At 68.7% G+C, this 15,854-nt stretch carries 14 protein-coding genes and 1 pseudogene; all 15 read right to left on the bottom strand.

The window, feature by feature from the left end; all coding sequences use genetic code 11:
• Positions 1-16 precede the first annotated feature (16 nt).
• On the bottom strand, positions 17-1,387 hold the full coding sequence (locus tag F0357_RS18690; RefSeq protein ID WP_153487413.1) for an LLM class flavin-dependent oxidoreductase: 1,371 nt from the start codon (positions 1,385-1,387) through the stop codon (positions 17-19).
• A 53-nt stretch (positions 1,388-1,440) separates the two neighbouring features.
• A complete protein-coding gene (tcyN, locus tag F0357_RS18685) occupies positions 1,441-2,190 on the bottom strand; it encodes an L-cystine ABC transporter ATP-binding protein TcyN (RefSeq protein WP_153488698.1) in 750 nt (249 codons plus the stop codon).
• A 55-nt stretch (positions 2,191-2,245) separates the two neighbouring features.
• Positions 2,246-2,929 (bottom strand): cystine ABC transporter permease, encoded by a 684-nt coding sequence (tcyL, locus tag F0357_RS18680; RefSeq protein ID WP_153487403.1) that lies wholly within the window; start codon positions 2,927-2,929, stop codon positions 2,246-2,248.
• 13 nt (positions 2,930-2,942) lie between these two features.
• Complete coding sequence (tcyJ, locus tag F0357_RS18675; RefSeq protein ID WP_153487397.1) at positions 2,943-3,752, bottom strand: cystine ABC transporter substrate-binding protein; 810 nt, start codon at positions 3,750-3,752, stop codon at positions 2,943-2,945.
• Between the two features lie 88 nt (positions 3,753-3,840).
• Complete coding sequence (locus F0357_RS18670; RefSeq protein WP_153487394.1) at positions 3,841-5,835, bottom strand: cysteine desulfurase; 1,995 nt, start codon at positions 5,833-5,835, stop codon at positions 3,841-3,843.
• A complete protein-coding gene (locus F0357_RS18665; protein WP_153487390.1) occupies positions 5,819-7,231 on the bottom strand; it encodes a family 2B encapsulin nanocompartment shell protein in 1,413 nt (470 codons plus the stop codon). Before F0357_RS18665 ends, F0357_RS18670 begins: the two co-directional genes overlap by 17 nt.
• A 392-nt stretch (positions 7,232-7,623) precedes the next feature.
• Positions 7,624-8,532: a serine O-acetyltransferase EpsC gene (epsC, locus tag F0357_RS18660; RefSeq protein WP_312861728.1), complete on the bottom strand. Its 909-nt coding sequence runs from the start codon at positions 8,530-8,532 to the stop codon at positions 7,624-7,626.
• Positions 8,533-8,571: 39 nt separating this feature from the next.
• Positions 8,572-9,042, bottom strand: coding sequence for a YeeE/YedE family protein (locus tag F0357_RS18655; protein WP_153487387.1), 471 nt, complete (start codon positions 9,040-9,042; stop codon positions 8,572-8,574).
• A gap of 4 nt (positions 9,043-9,046) precedes the next feature.
• Entirely contained in the window at positions 9,047-9,478 is a 432-nt protein-coding gene (locus F0357_RS18650) for a YeeE/YedE family protein (protein WP_312861757.1), read from the bottom strand.
• A gap of 62 nt (positions 9,479-9,540) precedes the next feature.
• Positions 9,541-10,790, bottom strand: a pseudogene (locus F0357_RS18645) (SfnB family sulfur acquisition oxidoreductase).
• Between the two features lie 238 nt (positions 10,791-11,028).
• Positions 11,029-11,655 (bottom strand): dimethylsulfonioproprionate lyase family protein, encoded by a 627-nt coding sequence (locus tag F0357_RS18640; RefSeq protein ID WP_153487380.1) that lies wholly within the window; start codon positions 11,653-11,655, stop codon positions 11,029-11,031.
• Positions 11,652-13,031 carry an LLM class flavin-dependent oxidoreductase gene (locus F0357_RS18635; protein WP_153487376.1) on the bottom strand — a complete coding sequence of 460 codons (1,380 nt, stop codon included), beginning with the start codon at positions 13,029-13,031 and terminating at the stop codon, positions 11,652-11,654. Before F0357_RS18635 ends, F0357_RS18640 begins: the two co-directional genes overlap by 4 nt.
• The gene (locus tag F0357_RS18630) at positions 13,031-13,891 is read right to left on the bottom strand and encodes an ABC transporter ATP-binding protein (RefSeq protein WP_153487366.1); all 861 of its coding nucleotides are present in this window, start codon (positions 13,889-13,891) and stop codon (positions 13,031-13,033) included. Before F0357_RS18630 ends, F0357_RS18635 begins: the two co-directional genes overlap by 1 nt.
• On the bottom strand, positions 13,888-14,907 hold the full coding sequence (locus tag F0357_RS18625; RefSeq protein WP_208948471.1) for an ABC transporter ATP-binding protein: 1,020 nt from the start codon (positions 14,905-14,907) through the stop codon (positions 13,888-13,890). Before F0357_RS18625 ends, F0357_RS18630 begins: the two co-directional genes overlap by 4 nt.
• Before the next feature lie 17 nt (positions 14,908-14,924).
• On the bottom strand, positions 14,925-15,854 hold a 930-nt coding region (locus F0357_RS18620), incomplete at its 5' end, for an ABC transporter permease (protein ID WP_153487357.1).

The following is a 15,854-nucleotide window of genomic DNA, read 5'->3' as shown; positions in this document are numbered from 1 at the left end:
GACCGCGAACAACCGTTCAGCGGCGGTAGCGCGCCGCCGGATGGTCGTCGCGCACGCGCGTATGACCGACGCCGTAGAGCCGCTCGCGGACGGTGGTCGAGGCATCGTAATCGTGCCAATAGCGGCCACGAGCCTGGAGCTCGGGCACGATGAAGGTGATGAAGTCCTCGAAGGTGCCGGGCGTGATGGCGTAAGCGAGGTTGAAGCCGTCGATGTCGGCTTCCTCGACCCACCGCTCGAGTTCATCCGCGACCGTCGCCGGCCCGCCGACGAGGACCGGCCCCATGGCGCCGATGCCGACGAACTTCGCCACCTCATGGGGTGTCCAGACCCGGTCGGGATCGGCGCGGGAGAAGATCTCGAGCGCGAAGCGGGCCGAATCCGTGTCGACATATTGCAACGGTTGATCTGGATCGAGCTGCGACAGGTCGATCCCGGTGATCCCGGCATAGAAGGCGAGAGCGCCTTCATAATCAGTGTAGGTGAGATAATCCTCGTATTTGGCCTGCGCGGCTTCATCACTCTCGGCCGTGACGATGGTGATCTCCGTGAAGATCTTCACGCTGCGCGGATCGCGCCCGTTGTCGGCGGCGATCGCACGGATATCGTCGACATATTTGCGCAGGATGCGGGACGTCGGGGCGACGGTGAACACCGCTTCGGCATGACGCGCTGCGAAGGCCCGTCCCGCCGGCGAGGTGCCCGCCTGCCAGATCACCGGCGTCCGCTGGGGCGACGGCTCGCTGAGATGGACGCCGGGCACCGAGAAATATTTGCCCTTGTGCGCGATACCCCGCACCTTGTCCGGGTCGGCATAGATCTTGTTCGCCCGATCCTCGACGACGGCGTCCTCGTCCCAGGAGCCCTCCCAAAGCTTGTAGCAGATATCGACCACCTCGTCGGCGAGGACGTAGCGCTCGTCGTGGGAGACCTGCTGCGAATGGCCGAGATTGCGAGCCGCACCGTCGAGATAGCTCGTCACGATGTTCCAGGCGATGCGTCCCTCGGTGAGGTGGTCGAGGGAACTGAACCGGCGGGCCAACGCATACGGCTGCTCGTAGGTCGCCGAGACGGTGATGCCGAAGCCGAGCTTCTCCGTCACCGCAGCCATTGCCGAGACCTGCATCAGGGGATCGTGGACGGGGATCTGCATCGCCCGCCGGATCGAGGCCGCCGGCGAGTGCTGGTAGGTGTCGTAGACGCCGAGCACGTCGGCGATGAACAAGCCGTCGAACTTGCCCCTCTCGAGAAGCCTCGCGAGATCGGTCCAGTAGCCGAGCTTCTTGTAATCGGTCGAGCGGTCCTCGGGGTGAGTCCAGAGCCCCGGCGACTGGTGCATGATGCACGTCATATCGAAGGCGTTGAAGGCGATTCGGCTCGACGTCATCAGGCTGTCTCCGGGGGCCGGCGGGATGGTGCGACGGCGGGACTTCGAGCCCGTCAGGACCCGTCTCGCGTCTTCTGCAGGAAGCGCCGGGTGCGCTCTTCCCGCGGCTCGTCGAACAGCGCCTTCGACGACCCCTGTTCCACGATGACGCCGCCGTCGACGAAGATCGTGCGATCGGCGACGTCGCGCGCAAAGCGCATCTCGTGGGTGACGATCACCATCGTCCGCTTCTCGGCGGCGAGATCGCGGATGGTGCCGAGCACCTCTCCGACAAGCTCGGGATCGAGCGCGGAGGTCGGCTCGTCGAACAGAATGACCTCCGGGTCCATGGCGAGCGCGCGGGCGATGGCGACGCGCTGTTGCTGGCCGCCCGAGAGGTGGCTCGGATAGGCGTCGGCGCGATCGGCGAGACCGACGCGGGCGAGCAGCGCCCGGGCCCGCGTCACCGCTGCCTCCCGTCTTTCCCCCTTCACGACGACCGGGCCTTCGATGACGTTCTCGAGCGCGGTGCGGTGTGGGAACAGATTGAAGTTCTGGAACACGAAGCCGAGGCGCAGGCGCAGCGCGCGAACCTCGCGCTTCTGCTGCGACAGCGGCCGGGCGGCGTCGATGACGACGTCGCCCACACGGATGCGGCCGGCGGTCGGCGTTTCCAGAAGGTCGAGACAGCGCAGCAGCGTCGTCTTGCCGGACCCGCTCGGGCCGACGATCGTGACGACCTCGCCGCGCTCCACCTCGAGATCGATCCCCTTCAGCACCTCCGTGACGCCGAAGCGTTTGGCGAGCCCGGTGACCGAGATCATGCTCATGAGCGGATCTCCCTCACGCGGTGGGCCGCTCTCATGCGGGCGATGTCCCTCATGCGACGGACCTGCGGCTGTGGCGATTGGCCCGCACCTCCAGACGGTCCTGCCCGAAGGCGAGGATGGTCGAGAGGATCCAGTAGATCGCGGCCGCGGCGAAATACATGGCGAAGATGTCGAAGGTCCGCGCGGTGACGAGCTGCGCCTGGCGGAACAGCTCGGGCACCTGGATGGTGGCGGCGAGCGAGGTGTCCTTGATGAGACCGATGAAGTTGTTGCCGAGCGGGGGCAAGGCGGTGCGCGCCGCCTGGGGCAGGATCACGCGGCGCAGGGTTTGCCAGCGCGTCATGCCGATCACGGTTGCCGCTTCCCATTGACCGTGATCGATCGCCCCGATCGCGCCCCGCAGGATCTCCGAGGAATAGGCGCCGACACTGAGCGAAAACCCGATCAGCGCCGAGGTGAGCGGCCCCAGCGTGACGCCGTATTGGGGCAACCCGTAATAGATCAGGAAGAGCTGCACCAGAAGCGGCGTGCCGCGGATGAAGGAGACGTAGAGGCGGGCGGCCAGCGCCAGCACAGGGACCCTTTGCAGACGAACGATCGCCACGAAGAAGGCGATGACGAGACCGATCGCCATGCTGCCGACCCCGAGGCCGATCGAATAGACCGCGCCGCGCAGGAGGAAGGGGAGCGACTGGGCGATGAGCTGAAGCGACGAGGCGCCGGAGAGGTCCATCGATCTCACCGCCTCACGGACGCGCCGTCACGTCGATCCCGAACCACTTCTCCGAGATCGTCTTGAGCGTGCCGTTGGCTCGCAGCGCATCGATCGCGTGGTTCAGCGCCGCCTGCAATTCGGCGTCCTTCGGCAGAGCGATCGACGAGCCCTGGGGATCGAACGGCTTGCCGACGATCTCGAAGACGTTGCCGGTGCGCTTGACGATGTCGGCGACGACGAGGCGGTCGTTGAGCACCGCATCGATGCGGCCGGCGGCGAGATCCTGATAGGGCGTGACGTTGTCGTCGTAGGTGCGCGGGATCGCAGTCGGCACGTTCTTGACGAGCCACTGGCCATAATTGGTGCCGAGCCCGGCAGCGACCGTCTTGCCAGCAAGTGTCTCCGGCCCGGTGATGTTGTCCGGATTGCCCTTCTTCACCACGATCTGGATGCCGGAATAGGAATAGGGCTCGGAGAAATCGAAGATCTTCTCGCGTTCCGGTGTGTCGGCGACCTGATTGATCACGACATCGACGCGGCCCGATTGCAGCGCGCCGAGGAGACCGCTCCAATTGCTGAGCTGGAAGACCGGCTTCACCTTCAGCTCGGCGGCGAGCGCATTGGCGAAATCGACCTCGAATCCGACCAGCTTGCCGGAGGAATCCTGGAAGTTGAACGGCGGATAGGTGCCCTCCATCCCCACGACGAGTTGGTGCGTCGCCTCGATGTGGTCGTAGACCGAGCCCGCCCGCGCCGGGACGCCCGCCCCGGCCACGACGAGAGCGGCCAGGAAGGCGATGGCGCGGCCGCGCCATCGCCGCGCTGCTGATGGAAATGGCATGATCTCAACTCCGCCGTCGATCGGATCGGCGCGGCCGGGGCGAGCCCCCGACCACACTTGGCTTCGAGCCTGGACCGCCGCACGCACTTCAGGCGCGTGGCAGCAGGTGCAGGGCCCGTATGAGCGCGTCGACGTCCTCGCGCGTGTTGTAGAACGCGAGAGAGGCCCGAACGGTTGTCTCGACCCCGAACCGCCTGAGAGCCGGCTGGGCGCAATGGTGGCCGGAGCGCGTCGCGATGCCGTGCTTGTCGAGATGGCGCGACACGGCATCCGGCGCGTAGCCGTCGATGACGAAGGAAAGCACACTCGCCTTGGCCGCCGCGGTGCCGATCAGGCGGAGCTTGGGCACCGTCGCGAGCGCCTCGGTGGCATAGACGAGGAGATCGTGCTCGTAGGCGGCGATCGCCGGCAGCCCGACGCGCTGGAGATAGTCGATCGCCGCGCCGAGCCCGACCGCCCCGGCGATGTCGGGCGTCCCGGCCTCGAACTTCTCCGGAATGTGATTGAAGACCGTCTTCTCGAAGGTCACGTCCCGGATCATGTGACCGCCGCCCTGCCACGGCGGCAGCGCCTCGAGCAGATGCGCCTTGCCGTAGAGGATGCCGATCCCGGTCGGTCCGAACACCTTGTGCCCGGAGAGCACCAGGAAGTCGGCGTCGAGCGCCCGCACGTCGAGCGGAATGTGGGGCGACGATTGCGCGGCGTCGATGAGCACCGGCACGCCCCAGGCGTGGGCCGCGGCGATGATCTGCTCGACGGGGTTGATGGTGCCGAGCGCGTTGGCGACGTGGGTCACCGAGACGAACTTCGTCCGCGGCCCGAGCAGGGCGACGAACTTGTCGAAGATGAGCTCGCCGCGATCGTTGACCGGCGCGGCCCGCAGCACCGCCTCGGTCGCCTGCGCGACGAGTTGCCAGGGCACGATGTTGGCGTGGTGCTCGATGTGGGTGACGACGATCTCGTCGCCCGGCTTGAAATGGCTGCGGCCGTAGGACTGCGCGACGAGGTTGATCGCCTCGGTGGTGCCGCGCAGGAAGATGATCTCCTTCGAATCCGCCGCCCCGACGAAATCGCGGAGTTTATCCCGCGCGCCCTCAAACAGATCGGTTGAGCGCGCGGCGAGGGTGTGCGCCGCGCGGTGGATGTTCGAATTATGCCGCGAATAGAACTCCGACGTGATGTCGATGACGCTCTGCGGCTTGTGCGTCGTCGCCGCGTTGTCGAGCCAGACGAGCGGCTTGCCGTTCACGGTCTGGTGCAGAGCCGGAAAGTCGCGCCGGATCGCCTGCACGTCGAAGGTGGAGAGCGGCGGGGCCGGATGATGGGCCGGGGCCTGCGGGCTGCGCGGCTGCGGTTCGACCCGCGTCTCCGCCTTGCGCGACCCGCCGTGCTGGAGGAAATAGAAATCCGGCGTCGCGGCGGCACCATAGCGCCCCTCGGTCGGGATCTCGGCGTGGTGCCGGAACGCGAGCGCCCCGGCATAACGCGGCTCGCCGAAGGGATAGGAATCCTCCGCGCCGAACGGAGCGGGTTCCCCTGGGTGGCCGTTTGCCTCATGCGGCGAGGACGCCACGTCGGTGGCGCGCTCCGCGCCCGGGTGAGGCGGATGCACCGGCGGGCGAGACGCCGCCGCCGGTTCGAGCGCGCTGACCGCCGGGGAAACCGTCTCGGGCGCCACCCACGGCAGCGCCGTAACGTTGGAGGGCGCCGTGAACGCGCCGGGCACCGTCGGCGCGGTCGGCACGGCCGCCGACGCCACCGGGACACCGAAGCCCGCATCGACCGCGTCGGCGGAAGGGAGCACCAGATGCAGCGGGCTCGGGGGCGCCGGCGCGAACGACGGCGGGGTGGTCGCCGGCGACGTCGCCGCCGGCGCTACGATCCCAGGCGACGCGATCCCAGGCGACGCGATGCCAGACCCCGGGAGGATCCCCAGGGCCGGCCCGCCGCGTGCCTCCGCGAAGATTTCGTTCGCGAGCCGCGCGATCAGAGCGGAGTGGAAGGGATCGTCATTGACGATCCCCGTGAGTTCGGCGCCCGACGGAAAGTCGGGCGTCCGGCCGACCTCAATATTTGTAGTCATGGTACTGACCGATCAGCACGTCGTCGAGGCGGGCGATGGCGTCGTCGATCAGGACGGCCGCAGAGAAATAACGCGTGACGAGATGAGAGGCGATGGAATGCTCGTTGGTGCCGCTGTAGCGCACCGACAGCCCCGGCTCGACCTCGCCGGTGACGCCCGCCTTCTGGAGGCCCACGACGCCCTGTTCGCCTTCCCCGACGCGCAAGAGCAGGATGCTCGTGGTCTCGACGCCGTTGCGGCGGACGATCGGAACCTTGTCGGACGGCACCAGCGGAATGCCGCGCCACGTGATGAACGGCGAACCGAACAGGTTGACCGTCGCCGGCGGCACGCCGCGCCGCGTCGCTTCCCGGCCGAACGCCGCGATCGCCTTCGGATGGGCGAGGAAGAAGGCGGGCTTCTTCCAGACGAGCGCGATCAGTTCGTCGAGATCGTCCGGCGTCGGCGCGCCGCTGCGGGTCGGCACGCGGAAGCCCGGCGCCACCTCATGGAGCAGGCCGAAATCCGGGTTGTTGATGAGCTCCCATTCCTCGCGCTCCTTCACCGCCTCGACGGTGAGGCGGACCTGCTCGCGAAGCTGGTCGATCTGGTTGCTGTAGAGATCGGTGATGCGGGTGTGGGTGTGCAGCACCGTCTGGATGGTGCTCAGATGATATTCGCGGGGATGGTCGGCATAGTCGACGAAGGTCGTCGGCAGCAGCGGCTCCCCGGTATGGCCGGCGAGGAGATCGATCTTCGATTCTCCGTAGATGTTGGCATCCGCCTCGAGGGCGGTTCGCGCCGCGGCGGCAGCCGCCACCGCCGCGCCGAGCGCCGGCGCGTCCGCGAGCGCTCCATGATCAAGCGTCAGCACGGTGACCGCGGACAGCGCCCGCGCGGCGCTCGCCGGACCGCCCGCCTCGTCCACGAGACCACGCTCCCCGTAGAAGCCGCCAGTGCCGACGAGGCGCTCGCGCAGGCGACCGCCATAGGGGCCGATCCCGAACAGCTCGACCGAACCCTCGGCAACGACCACCAGGGTCCGGTGAGTCCCCCCGACGGCCGGGAGTTCAGCCCCGGCGTCGTGATGCCGCGCCTTGAACCGCGCCGCGAGCGCCTCGAGCGTTTCGGCGTCGAGGGCAGCGAAGATTGGAATGCTGCGCAGGCTCTCCGCGACGATGCGGGCCGCGTCGCCGTGCCCCTCGGTCGCCACCAGACCGGCACCGCCGACGACCAGCTTGCGCCGGTTGACGCGGTAGACACCGCCGGCGACGTCGATCCAGGGCAGCAGCCGGTGCAGCCAGCGCGGCGTCGTTTCAGAATTCTGGACCGCCGTGACGGTGGCGGTGGCGAGATTGCGCGCCGCGCCAGCGCTGACGCTGAGATGCGGTGCGGGAACGCTCGATGGTGAAGTCATGTTGGCTCTTGCTCTCGCTCGGGGAAACGTTCGGCGCGTGTCATGCGGGATGTCCGTCGAGATCGCCCGACAGAACATCTCCCTTACGGACCACAAAAGACGGCCCGCGCGCCTTATCGCGCCTTTATCTCTCGACAATCCGCGCTCTACGCGGAGGCTTTCGACGAATTATGCTTCTACAATACCAAGCGTATCACTGCGCAGAACGTCGTCAACATCTTGAAATCAATGAAACAAAGATAAAATTAGGATGCCGGAAAGTCTCTATGAAATGTTTTACTCCATCCCGATCACGGTCTTTTGAGAGAACCAAATTCCTCGTCGCGACCGTGTAAAGCCATGATCGTCTCGACGGCGCGGCCGGATCGCCCGCCGCGCCGCGGCGCGTGTCATCAATCCGACGCGGCTTTGAGGAGAACCGCACCCGGCGCGACGTCCTGGGTGACCCAGGCATTGCCGCCGATGACGGCACCGCGCCCGATGGTGATGCGACCGAGCACGGTGGCGCCGGCATAGATCACGACATCGTCCTCGACGATCGGGTGGCGCGGCTTTCCCTTGATGAGGGCGCCGGTCTCGTCGACCGCGAAGCGCTTCGCGCCGAGGGTCACCGAATGGTAGAGCCGGACGTGGTTGCCGATGATCGCCGTCTCGCCGATCACGACCCCCGTGCCGTGGTCGATGAAGAAGCCGGACCCGATCTCGGCGGCGGGGTGAATGTCGATCCCCGTCTGGGAGTGGGCGATCTTGGAAATGAGCCGCGCCAGGAAGGGCACGCCCAGGCGGTGCAAGGCATGGGCGAGCCGGTAATGAAGGACGGCGACCACGCCGGGATAGCTGAGCAGGATCTCGGCGAAGCTGGTCGCGGCGGGATCGCCCTCGTAGGCGGCCTGGAGATCGCTGACGAGAAGGGCGCGGATGTCGGGAAGCTGGTGGGCGAAGGTGCGGGTGATCTCGGCCGCCTTCGCCTCGAGCCCGGTCTCGGCTTCGACCTGAGCCGGACCGAAGCGAAGTCCGCGCCGAATCTGCTCGGCGAGCGCAGACAGGGCCTGGCCGAGGCTCGCGCCGACGAAATAATCGATGCTCTCGTCGGTGAGATCCGTTGCCCCGAAATGGGTTGGGAACAGCGCGGCCGAGAGGTGCTCCACGACCTCCGCGAGCGCCCGGCGCGAGGGCAGTTCGCGGACGCTGCCCTTGTGGCGGATGTTGTGCAGCACCTCCCGCGAGCGCCGAAGATCGGCCACGATGGCGTCGAGGTCCCAGCCCGCGGAAGCCGCGGTCTCGCTCGGTAGCGGCTTCACGATCGAGACCTCATGATCTTCACCTCATGATTGCGGCGGTTACGGCCGGGTGCCGGCGACCGGGTGGGATTGGTCCTGCGGCACGCGCGGGGCGGTGAGGGCACGGGCGATCGCCATGCCGATCAGCATGGCGCCGACGAAGACGAAGGTCCCGGGCGCCAGCAGGCCCAAAGCCGCGACGGCCGGACCGGGGCAGAAGCCGGAGAGACCCCAGCCGATCCCGAACACCGCCGGCCCGACGATCACGCGCGGATCAACCGCCCGGCTGACCGGCCAATGGAAGCGCTCGGCGAGGATTGGACGGGCGCGCCCGCCGGCGACGCGGAAGCCGACAAAGGCGATTGCGACCGCGCCCGCCATGACGAAGGCGAGGCTCGGGTCCCACGTGCCAGCGAAATCGAGGAAGTTCAGCACCTTCGCCGGGTCGATCATGCCCGAGACGACGAGCCCGAGCCCAAACACGAGACCGGCGATGCCCTGGACGAGACGGTCGAGGCCGAGGCGGGTCATGATCTCAGCCCCCGACGACGTGACGGGTGACGAACACGGTCGCCGCCGCGGCCGCCATGAAGACGAGCGTGGCGACGAGCGAGCGGGGTGACAGGCGGGCGAGACCGCACACGCCGTGACCGCTGGTGCAGCCGTTGCCGACGACCGTGCCGATCCCGACGAGGAGCCCCGCGACGGCGAGCAGCCCGAAGGACCCCGAAACCGTCTGGACGACGCGGAAGCCCGCGGCTTCGACCAGAAGCGGCGCCGCGACGAGCCCGATTGTGAAGAGCGCCTTGCCCGCGACGTCGTCGCCTCGATAGGGCGGCAGAAGCCGGCTGACGATGCCGCTGATGCCGGCGATGCGGCCGTTAAAGACGATGAGGATTGCGGCCGACAGCCCGATCAGGGCGCCTCCCAGCAGCGACGAGACGGGGGTGAATGCAGTGGTCACGATGATGCCTCGCGGAAAAGACGGGCCGGTCCCCACCGTTCCAGCCGCCGGATCGCCATCGGACGTCAGATCCAGGAGTGCAGCGGGGGGCGGCGTCGTTCAAGTAATAGTTCCCGACGGCATGATATTTCCAGCGCACCGGATCGTGCAGTGTGTGGGTACGGGCATCGCGCCACAGCCTGTCGAGCTGGTTCGCCGCGAGCACCGACCGGGTGCCGGCGAGTTCGAACAGCTTGTTGGTGGCGAGGAGCGCAACCTCCGTCGTCAGCACCTTGGCTTCGGCGACGGCGACCTTGGCGGTCGCGATCCGCGCCGGCGTCGGATCGGCGATCGCCGCGTCGGTGATGCGGCCGGCTCGCTCCAACAGCGCTTCCGCCGCGTGGAGCCGGATCTCGAGCTCGCCCACGGCAGCGATGGTGTAGGGATCGTCGGCGGCCCGCTCCTGCTTGGCGTCGATCCACGGCCGGGCCTGCTCGCGCACGAAGCGGATGGTCCGCTCGATCGCGCCTTTGGCGATCCCGGCATCGATCGCCGCGTGGGCGATCTGGCTCTGCGGCCCCGACGCGCTCGGCGCCTCGTAGGCGATGTAGGCGGGCAGCACGCGAGCCGCCGGCACGACCACCTCGTGGAGCCGCACCGTGCCGCTCGCCGTGGTGCGCTGGCCGAAGCCGGACCAATCGTCGACGATTTCGAGGCCGGTGGCGCCGCGATCCGCGATGGCGACCCAGGCCCGGCCATCCGCATCAAGGGCGACGATCGGCACCAGGTGGGCGAACAGGGCGCCCGTCGAATAGAACTTCTCGCCGGTCACGACATAATCGTCGCCGCGCTTCTCGATCCGCGTCTGGAAGTCCTCGACATGGCGGCCCTTATATTCGGAAAAGGCGTTGCCGAGGCGGTAGCCTTCGAGAACGAGGCCGAACAGCTCCCGCTTCTGCGCCTCCGAGCCGGTCAGGCGAATGAGATCGATGATCTCGAAATGGTTCTGCGGGATCTGGGCGATCGAGGAATCGCCGGCGGCGAGAATCTCCAGAACCTGGGCGACGGTCGCCTGCGACACCCCGGCGCCGCCGTAGGGCCGCGGCACTGTGATGCCCCAAAGCCCGCTCCGCGAGAAGATGTCGAGTTCGCCGACCGGCAGCCTGCGGTCGCGATCACGCTCGCCGGCGCGCTCGGCGAAGAGCTGGGCGAGCGTGGTCGCGATGCCGATCGCCTCGGCGTCGCTCGCGATGATGTGGGCGGGCTCGCGCGGCGGCTCGGGAACGTAGGCGACGGGGGCGACGACCGGCTCGGGCACCGGGACCGTGACGTTCATGAGCGCAACCTCCGAGGGATTCTTTTGTACAGAGACGACGGACGGGTCGGCGCAACCCCAGCGCGACGGATCGTCGATGCGCGATTTAAGCGTATTGTCTATTTATAAAATAGATATCTTATTCCAAGCTTCGCCGGCCCCGTCGAAAAGCCTACTCAAAGGCGCTCCGGGCCGGCCTTTCGGCCGTCGTCATGCCGCGCCGAAGACCGCCGAGCGGGTCCCCGAGGCGGGAACGCGATCAGTCCAGATAAACCGAAGGGGAGGCGATATCGCCGTGCCAGGTGAAGACCGCGAGGAGCGGCTCCGAGCCCGTCGTCATCGCGTGCGGAAGGCTCTCGGGGTGGAGAATGAGGCTTCCGGGCGGGCGGGGCGCTTCGGGGGCGGCGCCCGCGGTCCACAAGGCGGTGCCCGACAGCACGAGGTAGAACTCGACCGCCGGGTGGGCGAGGCTCGGATAGGCCGTTTCCGGTGCGATCAGCGTCAGGCCGATCCCGATCGCGCCCGCACGCAGCAGCCCGCGCCCGCCGACGATGTCGCTGAAGGCGATGGCGTCCGCGAGACCCGGCCGTCGCGGATCGGCCGGGTAGCCGTAGACCCAGGCGAGGGCGGGCTCGATCGCCGCGAGCGCCGCAGCGATCTCGCGTTCCGGCCCGTCCAGGGCCGCCGCAAGGGCGCCTGGAAAGTGCGCGCAGGCCGGCAGGCGCACGGGCGTCGCCGGCGTCCCGCGCCGCGCATCGTCCGACGGCCAAACCGACAGCAGAGCGTCCCGCTCCCGCAGGAAATCCGGTCCGTGCCCCGGTTCCGCTTCGATGCGGCGGCGCAACGTGGCGAGAAAGCGAACGATCGAAGGGGTGAGATCCGTCATGACGCGATCGTCTCCGGGTCGGGGGCGGTCTGTTCCGCTTCAGTCGCAGCGGCATAGCGCGTGGCCGGGCGGGGCAGACCGAGATTTTCGCGCAAGGTTGACCCTTCATAGCGCGTTCTGACGAGGCCCCGGCGCTGCAATTCCGGAACGACCGCCGAGAAGAAATCCGTAAAACCCTGCGGCGCGTGGGCCGGCGCGATGTTGTAGCCGTCGCAGCCTCCCGCGACGAACCAGTCCTCGAGTTGGTCGGCGACCTCGACCGGCGAGCCGTAGACGAGGCGGTGGCTGCTGGTCAGGGCGATCGACTGGTAGAGCTCCCGCAGCGTGGCGCCGTCGCGCCGGGCACGCTCGACCACGAGTTGCTGGCGGCCCTTCGGGCCTTCGGTCTTCGGCAGCGGCGGCAAGGGCTCGTCCAGGGGAAAGCGCGACAGGTCGGTGTCGCCGATCAGCCCAGACATGAAGGCGAGGCCGGGCTTCGGCTCGAGCAGCCCGTTGAGGGCGGCGATCTGGTCCTCGGCCTCCGATTTGGTCTGGCCGATCACCGTCACCGCCCCCGGCATGATGCTGAGATGCGCCGGATCGCGGCCGTATCGCACCACGCGCGCCTTCACGTCGCGGTAGAACGCCTTCGCCCCGTCGAGCGTCGGCTGGGCGGTGAACAGTACCTCGCCGGTCGCCGCCGCGAGGTCTCGGCCCGCCTCGGAGAGGCCGGCCTGCACCATCACCGGATGGCCCTGCACCGGCCGGGGCAGGTTGAGCGGACCGGCGACCTGAAAGAACGGGCCGCGATGGTCGAGCCGGTGCACCTTCGCGGGGTCGAAGCACCGCCCGTTCGCGCGGTCGAAGCCGTAGGCGTCGTCCTCCCAGCCGTCCCAGAGCCCGGTGACAACCTCGACGAATTCCCGGGCGCGAGCATAGCGATCGCCATGATCGGGGTGGCTGTCGCGGCTGAAGTTGGCAGCCTCCGAGGCGGTCGCGGAGGTCACGAGGTTCCACGCGGCCCGCCCGCCGCTGATGTGGTCGAGCGACGCGAAGCGGCGGGCGAGATTGAACGGATCGTTGTAGGTCGTGCTCGCGGTCGCCACGAGACCGATGCGCGAGGTCACCATCGCGAGCGCGGACAACACCGTGAGCGGCTCGAACTTGGCGCTCCACGTGGTGTAGGAGACCGCGTCGATATCCGGGTCCCAGATGCCGTTGATATCGGCCAGGAAGAAGAAATCGAACCCCGCCTTTTCCGCACCCTGGGCGACCTCGATGTGGTGGGCGAGGTTGATACCGCCGTCGGGAACGGCACCGGGATAGCGCCAGCCGGCGACATGATAGCCGGACGGATAGAAGGACGCTCCGAGCTTCATCCTGCGCGACGTGGTCATCAGGCACTCCGGGACAGACGCGGGGCCGGCGCGGGCCGACCGTCGGCGGTCGGCTCCGGCGCACCGCGGACGGCGTCGATCAGGACGGCCGTGTAGGGGTGATGGGGCGGGGAGAAGATCTCGTCGACGGGGCCGCTCTCGCAGAGCGCACCGCGGTAGAGAACGGCGACGCGGTCGGCGAACCAACGCGTCACGGCGAGATCGTGGGTGATGAACAGGATCGACAGCCCCGTGCCGGCCTGAATGCCTTTGAGCAGGTCGAGGATCGAGGCCTGCACCGAGACGTCGAGCGCCGACGTGATCTCGTCGCAGAGGAGGATGGAGGGCTCGGCGGCGAGCGCCCTGGCGATTGCGACCCGCTGGCGCTCGCCGCCGCTCAGTTCGGACGGAAAGCGCTCGGCATAATCTCGCGGAAGCTGAACGTCCGCCAGCAGGGCCTCAATGCGGACCCGCAGCAATTCGCCCCTGAGCCCGAAGAAGCGGCGCAGCGGACGGGCGAGGATCGTGGCGATCCGGTGCCGCGGATTGAGCGAGGCGTCCGGGTTCTGGAAGACGATCTGGATCTGGCGTCGTGCCGAAGCCGACCTGCGTGCCGCCGAACCCGCGATGTCGCGCCCCTCGAACCGGATGCGCCCGCGCTCGGGGACGATCAACCCGGCGACGAGGCGGGCGAGGGTCGACTTGCCGCTCCCGCTCTCCCCGACCAGCGCGAGGGTCTCACCGCGGTCGAGCGAGAGGCCGACGCCGGACAGAGCCCACGGCGCCGTGCCGCGCCGGTGCCTGAACCAGAGATCGTCGAGCGCGAGGAGCGGAGCCGAACCCGCCACGCCGGACCCCGCGGATATCACCGACGTCGTCATGCCGTCGCCCTCGACTTCCCGCTCGAGGCCGGCGGCAACGCCACCGCGATCACCTCATGAAGAGCGCAGGCGACGCGATGGCGCGGCCCGACCGTCTCGACGGTCGGCCTGTGCTCCCGGCAGGCCGGCGCGGCATGACGGCATCGCGGCGCGAAGCTGCAACCGGCCGCGGCGCGGTCCGGCCCCGAACTGCCGTCGAGGATCGCCGTGGGATCGGGGGGGCCGTCGAGCGTCGGCGCCGAGGCGAGCAGGGCCTTCGTGTAAGGATGTCTCGGATCGGAGAGAACGATCTCGGCCGGACCATCCTCGACGATCTCGCCCGCATAGAGCACGACGATCCGGTCGCAGAGCTGCGCCACCGCGGTCAGATCGTGGGAGACGAACAGCATCGTCGTGCCCCGCCGCGCCGACAGCGCCCGCAGCAGCGACAGAAGCGCACGCCGGGTGACGGCGTCCTGGCCCGTCGTCGGTTCGTCGAGGACGAGCAGGTCGGGGTCGCCGGACATCGCCAAGGCCAGCGCGATCCGCTGCTGCTGTCCCCCGCTGAATTGATGCGGATAGAGCCGCGGCGCCGCCTCCGGTGCCGGAAGGCCGACCTCGCCGAGCAGTTCGATCGTCCGCGCCCGGCGCGCCCGGCGGTCGAGGTCGGGGCGATGGGTCCGCAGGGTCTCGGAGAAATGGGCCGCGATCCGGCGCGTCGGCGTCAGCGAGGCGCCGCCATTCTGCGGCACCAGGGCGACGCGGCGGCCGCGCAGGCGCTGCAAGCTGCGCCGGTCGAGCGCAAAGACGTCGTGGCCGAGCACGGTCACGCGCCCCGCGGCAAGCCGGCGGTCCTCGCGGCGTTCGCCGAGCAGCAGCGAGGCGAGGGTGGATTTGCCGCTGCCGGATTCTCCGATCAGAGCGACCCGCTCCCCCGGCGCGATCGTGAGATCGACCGACCGCAGCACCGGCCGCCAGGCGCCCGGCCGCCCATAATCGACGTCGAGGCCGTCGATGGCAGCGACGGCGTCCCGCACGTCCCGCGCCTCCACCCTCATGCTCCGGTTCCCCGTCGCGCATCGGGGCCGATCACCCGAAGCAGCGCATCGGTGAAGAGGTTCACGCAGACGACGAGAACGGCGATCCCGATCGCCGGCGCCGCCACGGGCCAGATTGCGGAATCGAGCGAACCCCGGCTCTCGTTGATCATCAGGCCCCAATCCGGCGAGGGCGGTGCCGCGCCGAAGCCGAGAAAGCCGAGACCGCCGATGAACAGGACCGCGAAGCCGGAGCGGATCGAGAATTCGACCAGGATCGTGCCGGCGATGTTCGGCATCAACTCGTGGAAGGCGATCGAGAGCGTGCCTTCGCCCCGCGCTCGCGCGGCGGCGACGAAGTCTTCGGCGACGAGGGCGAGCGTCGCGGCCCGGGTGACACGGGTGACGTTCGGCACGAAGAGAAGACCGACCGTCGCCACCACGAGCCACAGGCTCGACCCGAAGATCCCGACGATCAGGAGCGCGAAGATGATGGGCGGGATGCTCATGACGATCTCGAGGGCGCGCATCGCGATCTCGTCGACGAGCCCGCCCTTGATCCCGAGCAGGAGGCCCAAGGCGCCGCCGAGCAGAGCCGAGAGCGCCGCGGCCGAGCAGGCGCTGACGAGGACGGTGCGGCCGCCGAACAGGACGCGGCTCGCCACGTCGCGGCCGAGCGCGTCGGTGCCGAGCCAGAAGTCCGCGGACGGCGGGTCGAAAGGCCCGCCGACGAACACGTCGGTCGGCGAATAGCGCGCGATCAGCGGCGCGGCGAGCGCGAGCGCCGTGTAGAGCGCGAGACCGGCGAGCGCGACATATCCCGTCCACGGCAGCCGTCTCAAGGCGGCGGGGAGAGCGGCGAAGCGACGGCCCGCGCCGGTGCGGCGGGTCGGGGCCGCGACACCCGACAGCGTGGCGGCGCGCCACGCGAGGGGACCCGTGCTCAT

It is taken from the genome of Segnochrobactrum spirostomi (assembly GCF_009600605.1).
Lineage (GTDB): Bacteria > Pseudomonadota > Alphaproteobacteria > Rhizobiales > Segnochrobactraceae > Segnochrobactrum > Segnochrobactrum spirostomi.
The sequence above is the reverse complement of the archived record's forward strand: the minus strand, read 5'-3'. Positions and strand labels throughout refer to the sequence as shown.

What these genes read in the sequence shown, in the direction of transcription:
- F0357_RS18690 (WP_153487413.1), bottom strand. Translation starts at nt 1,387, where the DNA reads ATGACGTCGAGCCGAATCGCCTTCAACGCCTTCGATATGACGTGCATC.
- tcyN (WP_153488698.1), bottom strand. Translation starts at nt 2,190, where the DNA reads ATGATCTCGGTCACCGGGCTCGCCAAACGCTTCGGCGTCACGGAGGTG.
- tcyL (WP_153487403.1), bottom strand. Translation starts at nt 2,929, where the DNA reads ATGGACCTCTCCGGCGCCTCGTCGCTTCAGCTCATCGCCCAGTCGCTC.
- tcyJ (WP_153487397.1), bottom strand. Translation starts at nt 3,752, where the DNA reads ATGCCATTTCCATCAGCAGCGCGGCGATGGCGCGGCCGCGCCATCGCC.
- F0357_RS18670 (WP_153487394.1), bottom strand. Translation starts at nt 5,835, where the DNA reads ATGACTACAAATATTGAGGTCGGCCGGACGCCCGACTTTCCGTCGGGC.
- F0357_RS18665 (WP_153487390.1), bottom strand. Translation starts at nt 7,231, where the DNA reads ATGACTTCACCATCGAGCGTTCCCGCACCGCATCTCAGCGTCAGCGCT.
- F0357_RS18655 (WP_153487387.1), bottom strand. Translation starts at nt 9,042, where the DNA reads ATGACCCGCCTCGGCCTCGACCGTCTCGTCCAGGGCATCGCCGGTCTC.
- F0357_RS18640 (WP_153487380.1), bottom strand. Translation starts at nt 11,655, where the DNA reads ATGACGGATCTCACCCCTTCGATCGTTCGCTTTCTCGCCACGTTGCGC.
- F0357_RS18635 (WP_153487376.1), bottom strand. Translation starts at nt 13,031, where the DNA reads ATGACCACGTCGCGCAGGATGAAGCTCGGAGCGTCCTTCTATCCGTCC.
- F0357_RS18630 (WP_153487366.1), bottom strand. Translation starts at nt 13,891, where the DNA reads ATGACGACGTCGGTGATATCCGCGGGGTCCGGCGTGGCGGGTTCGGCT.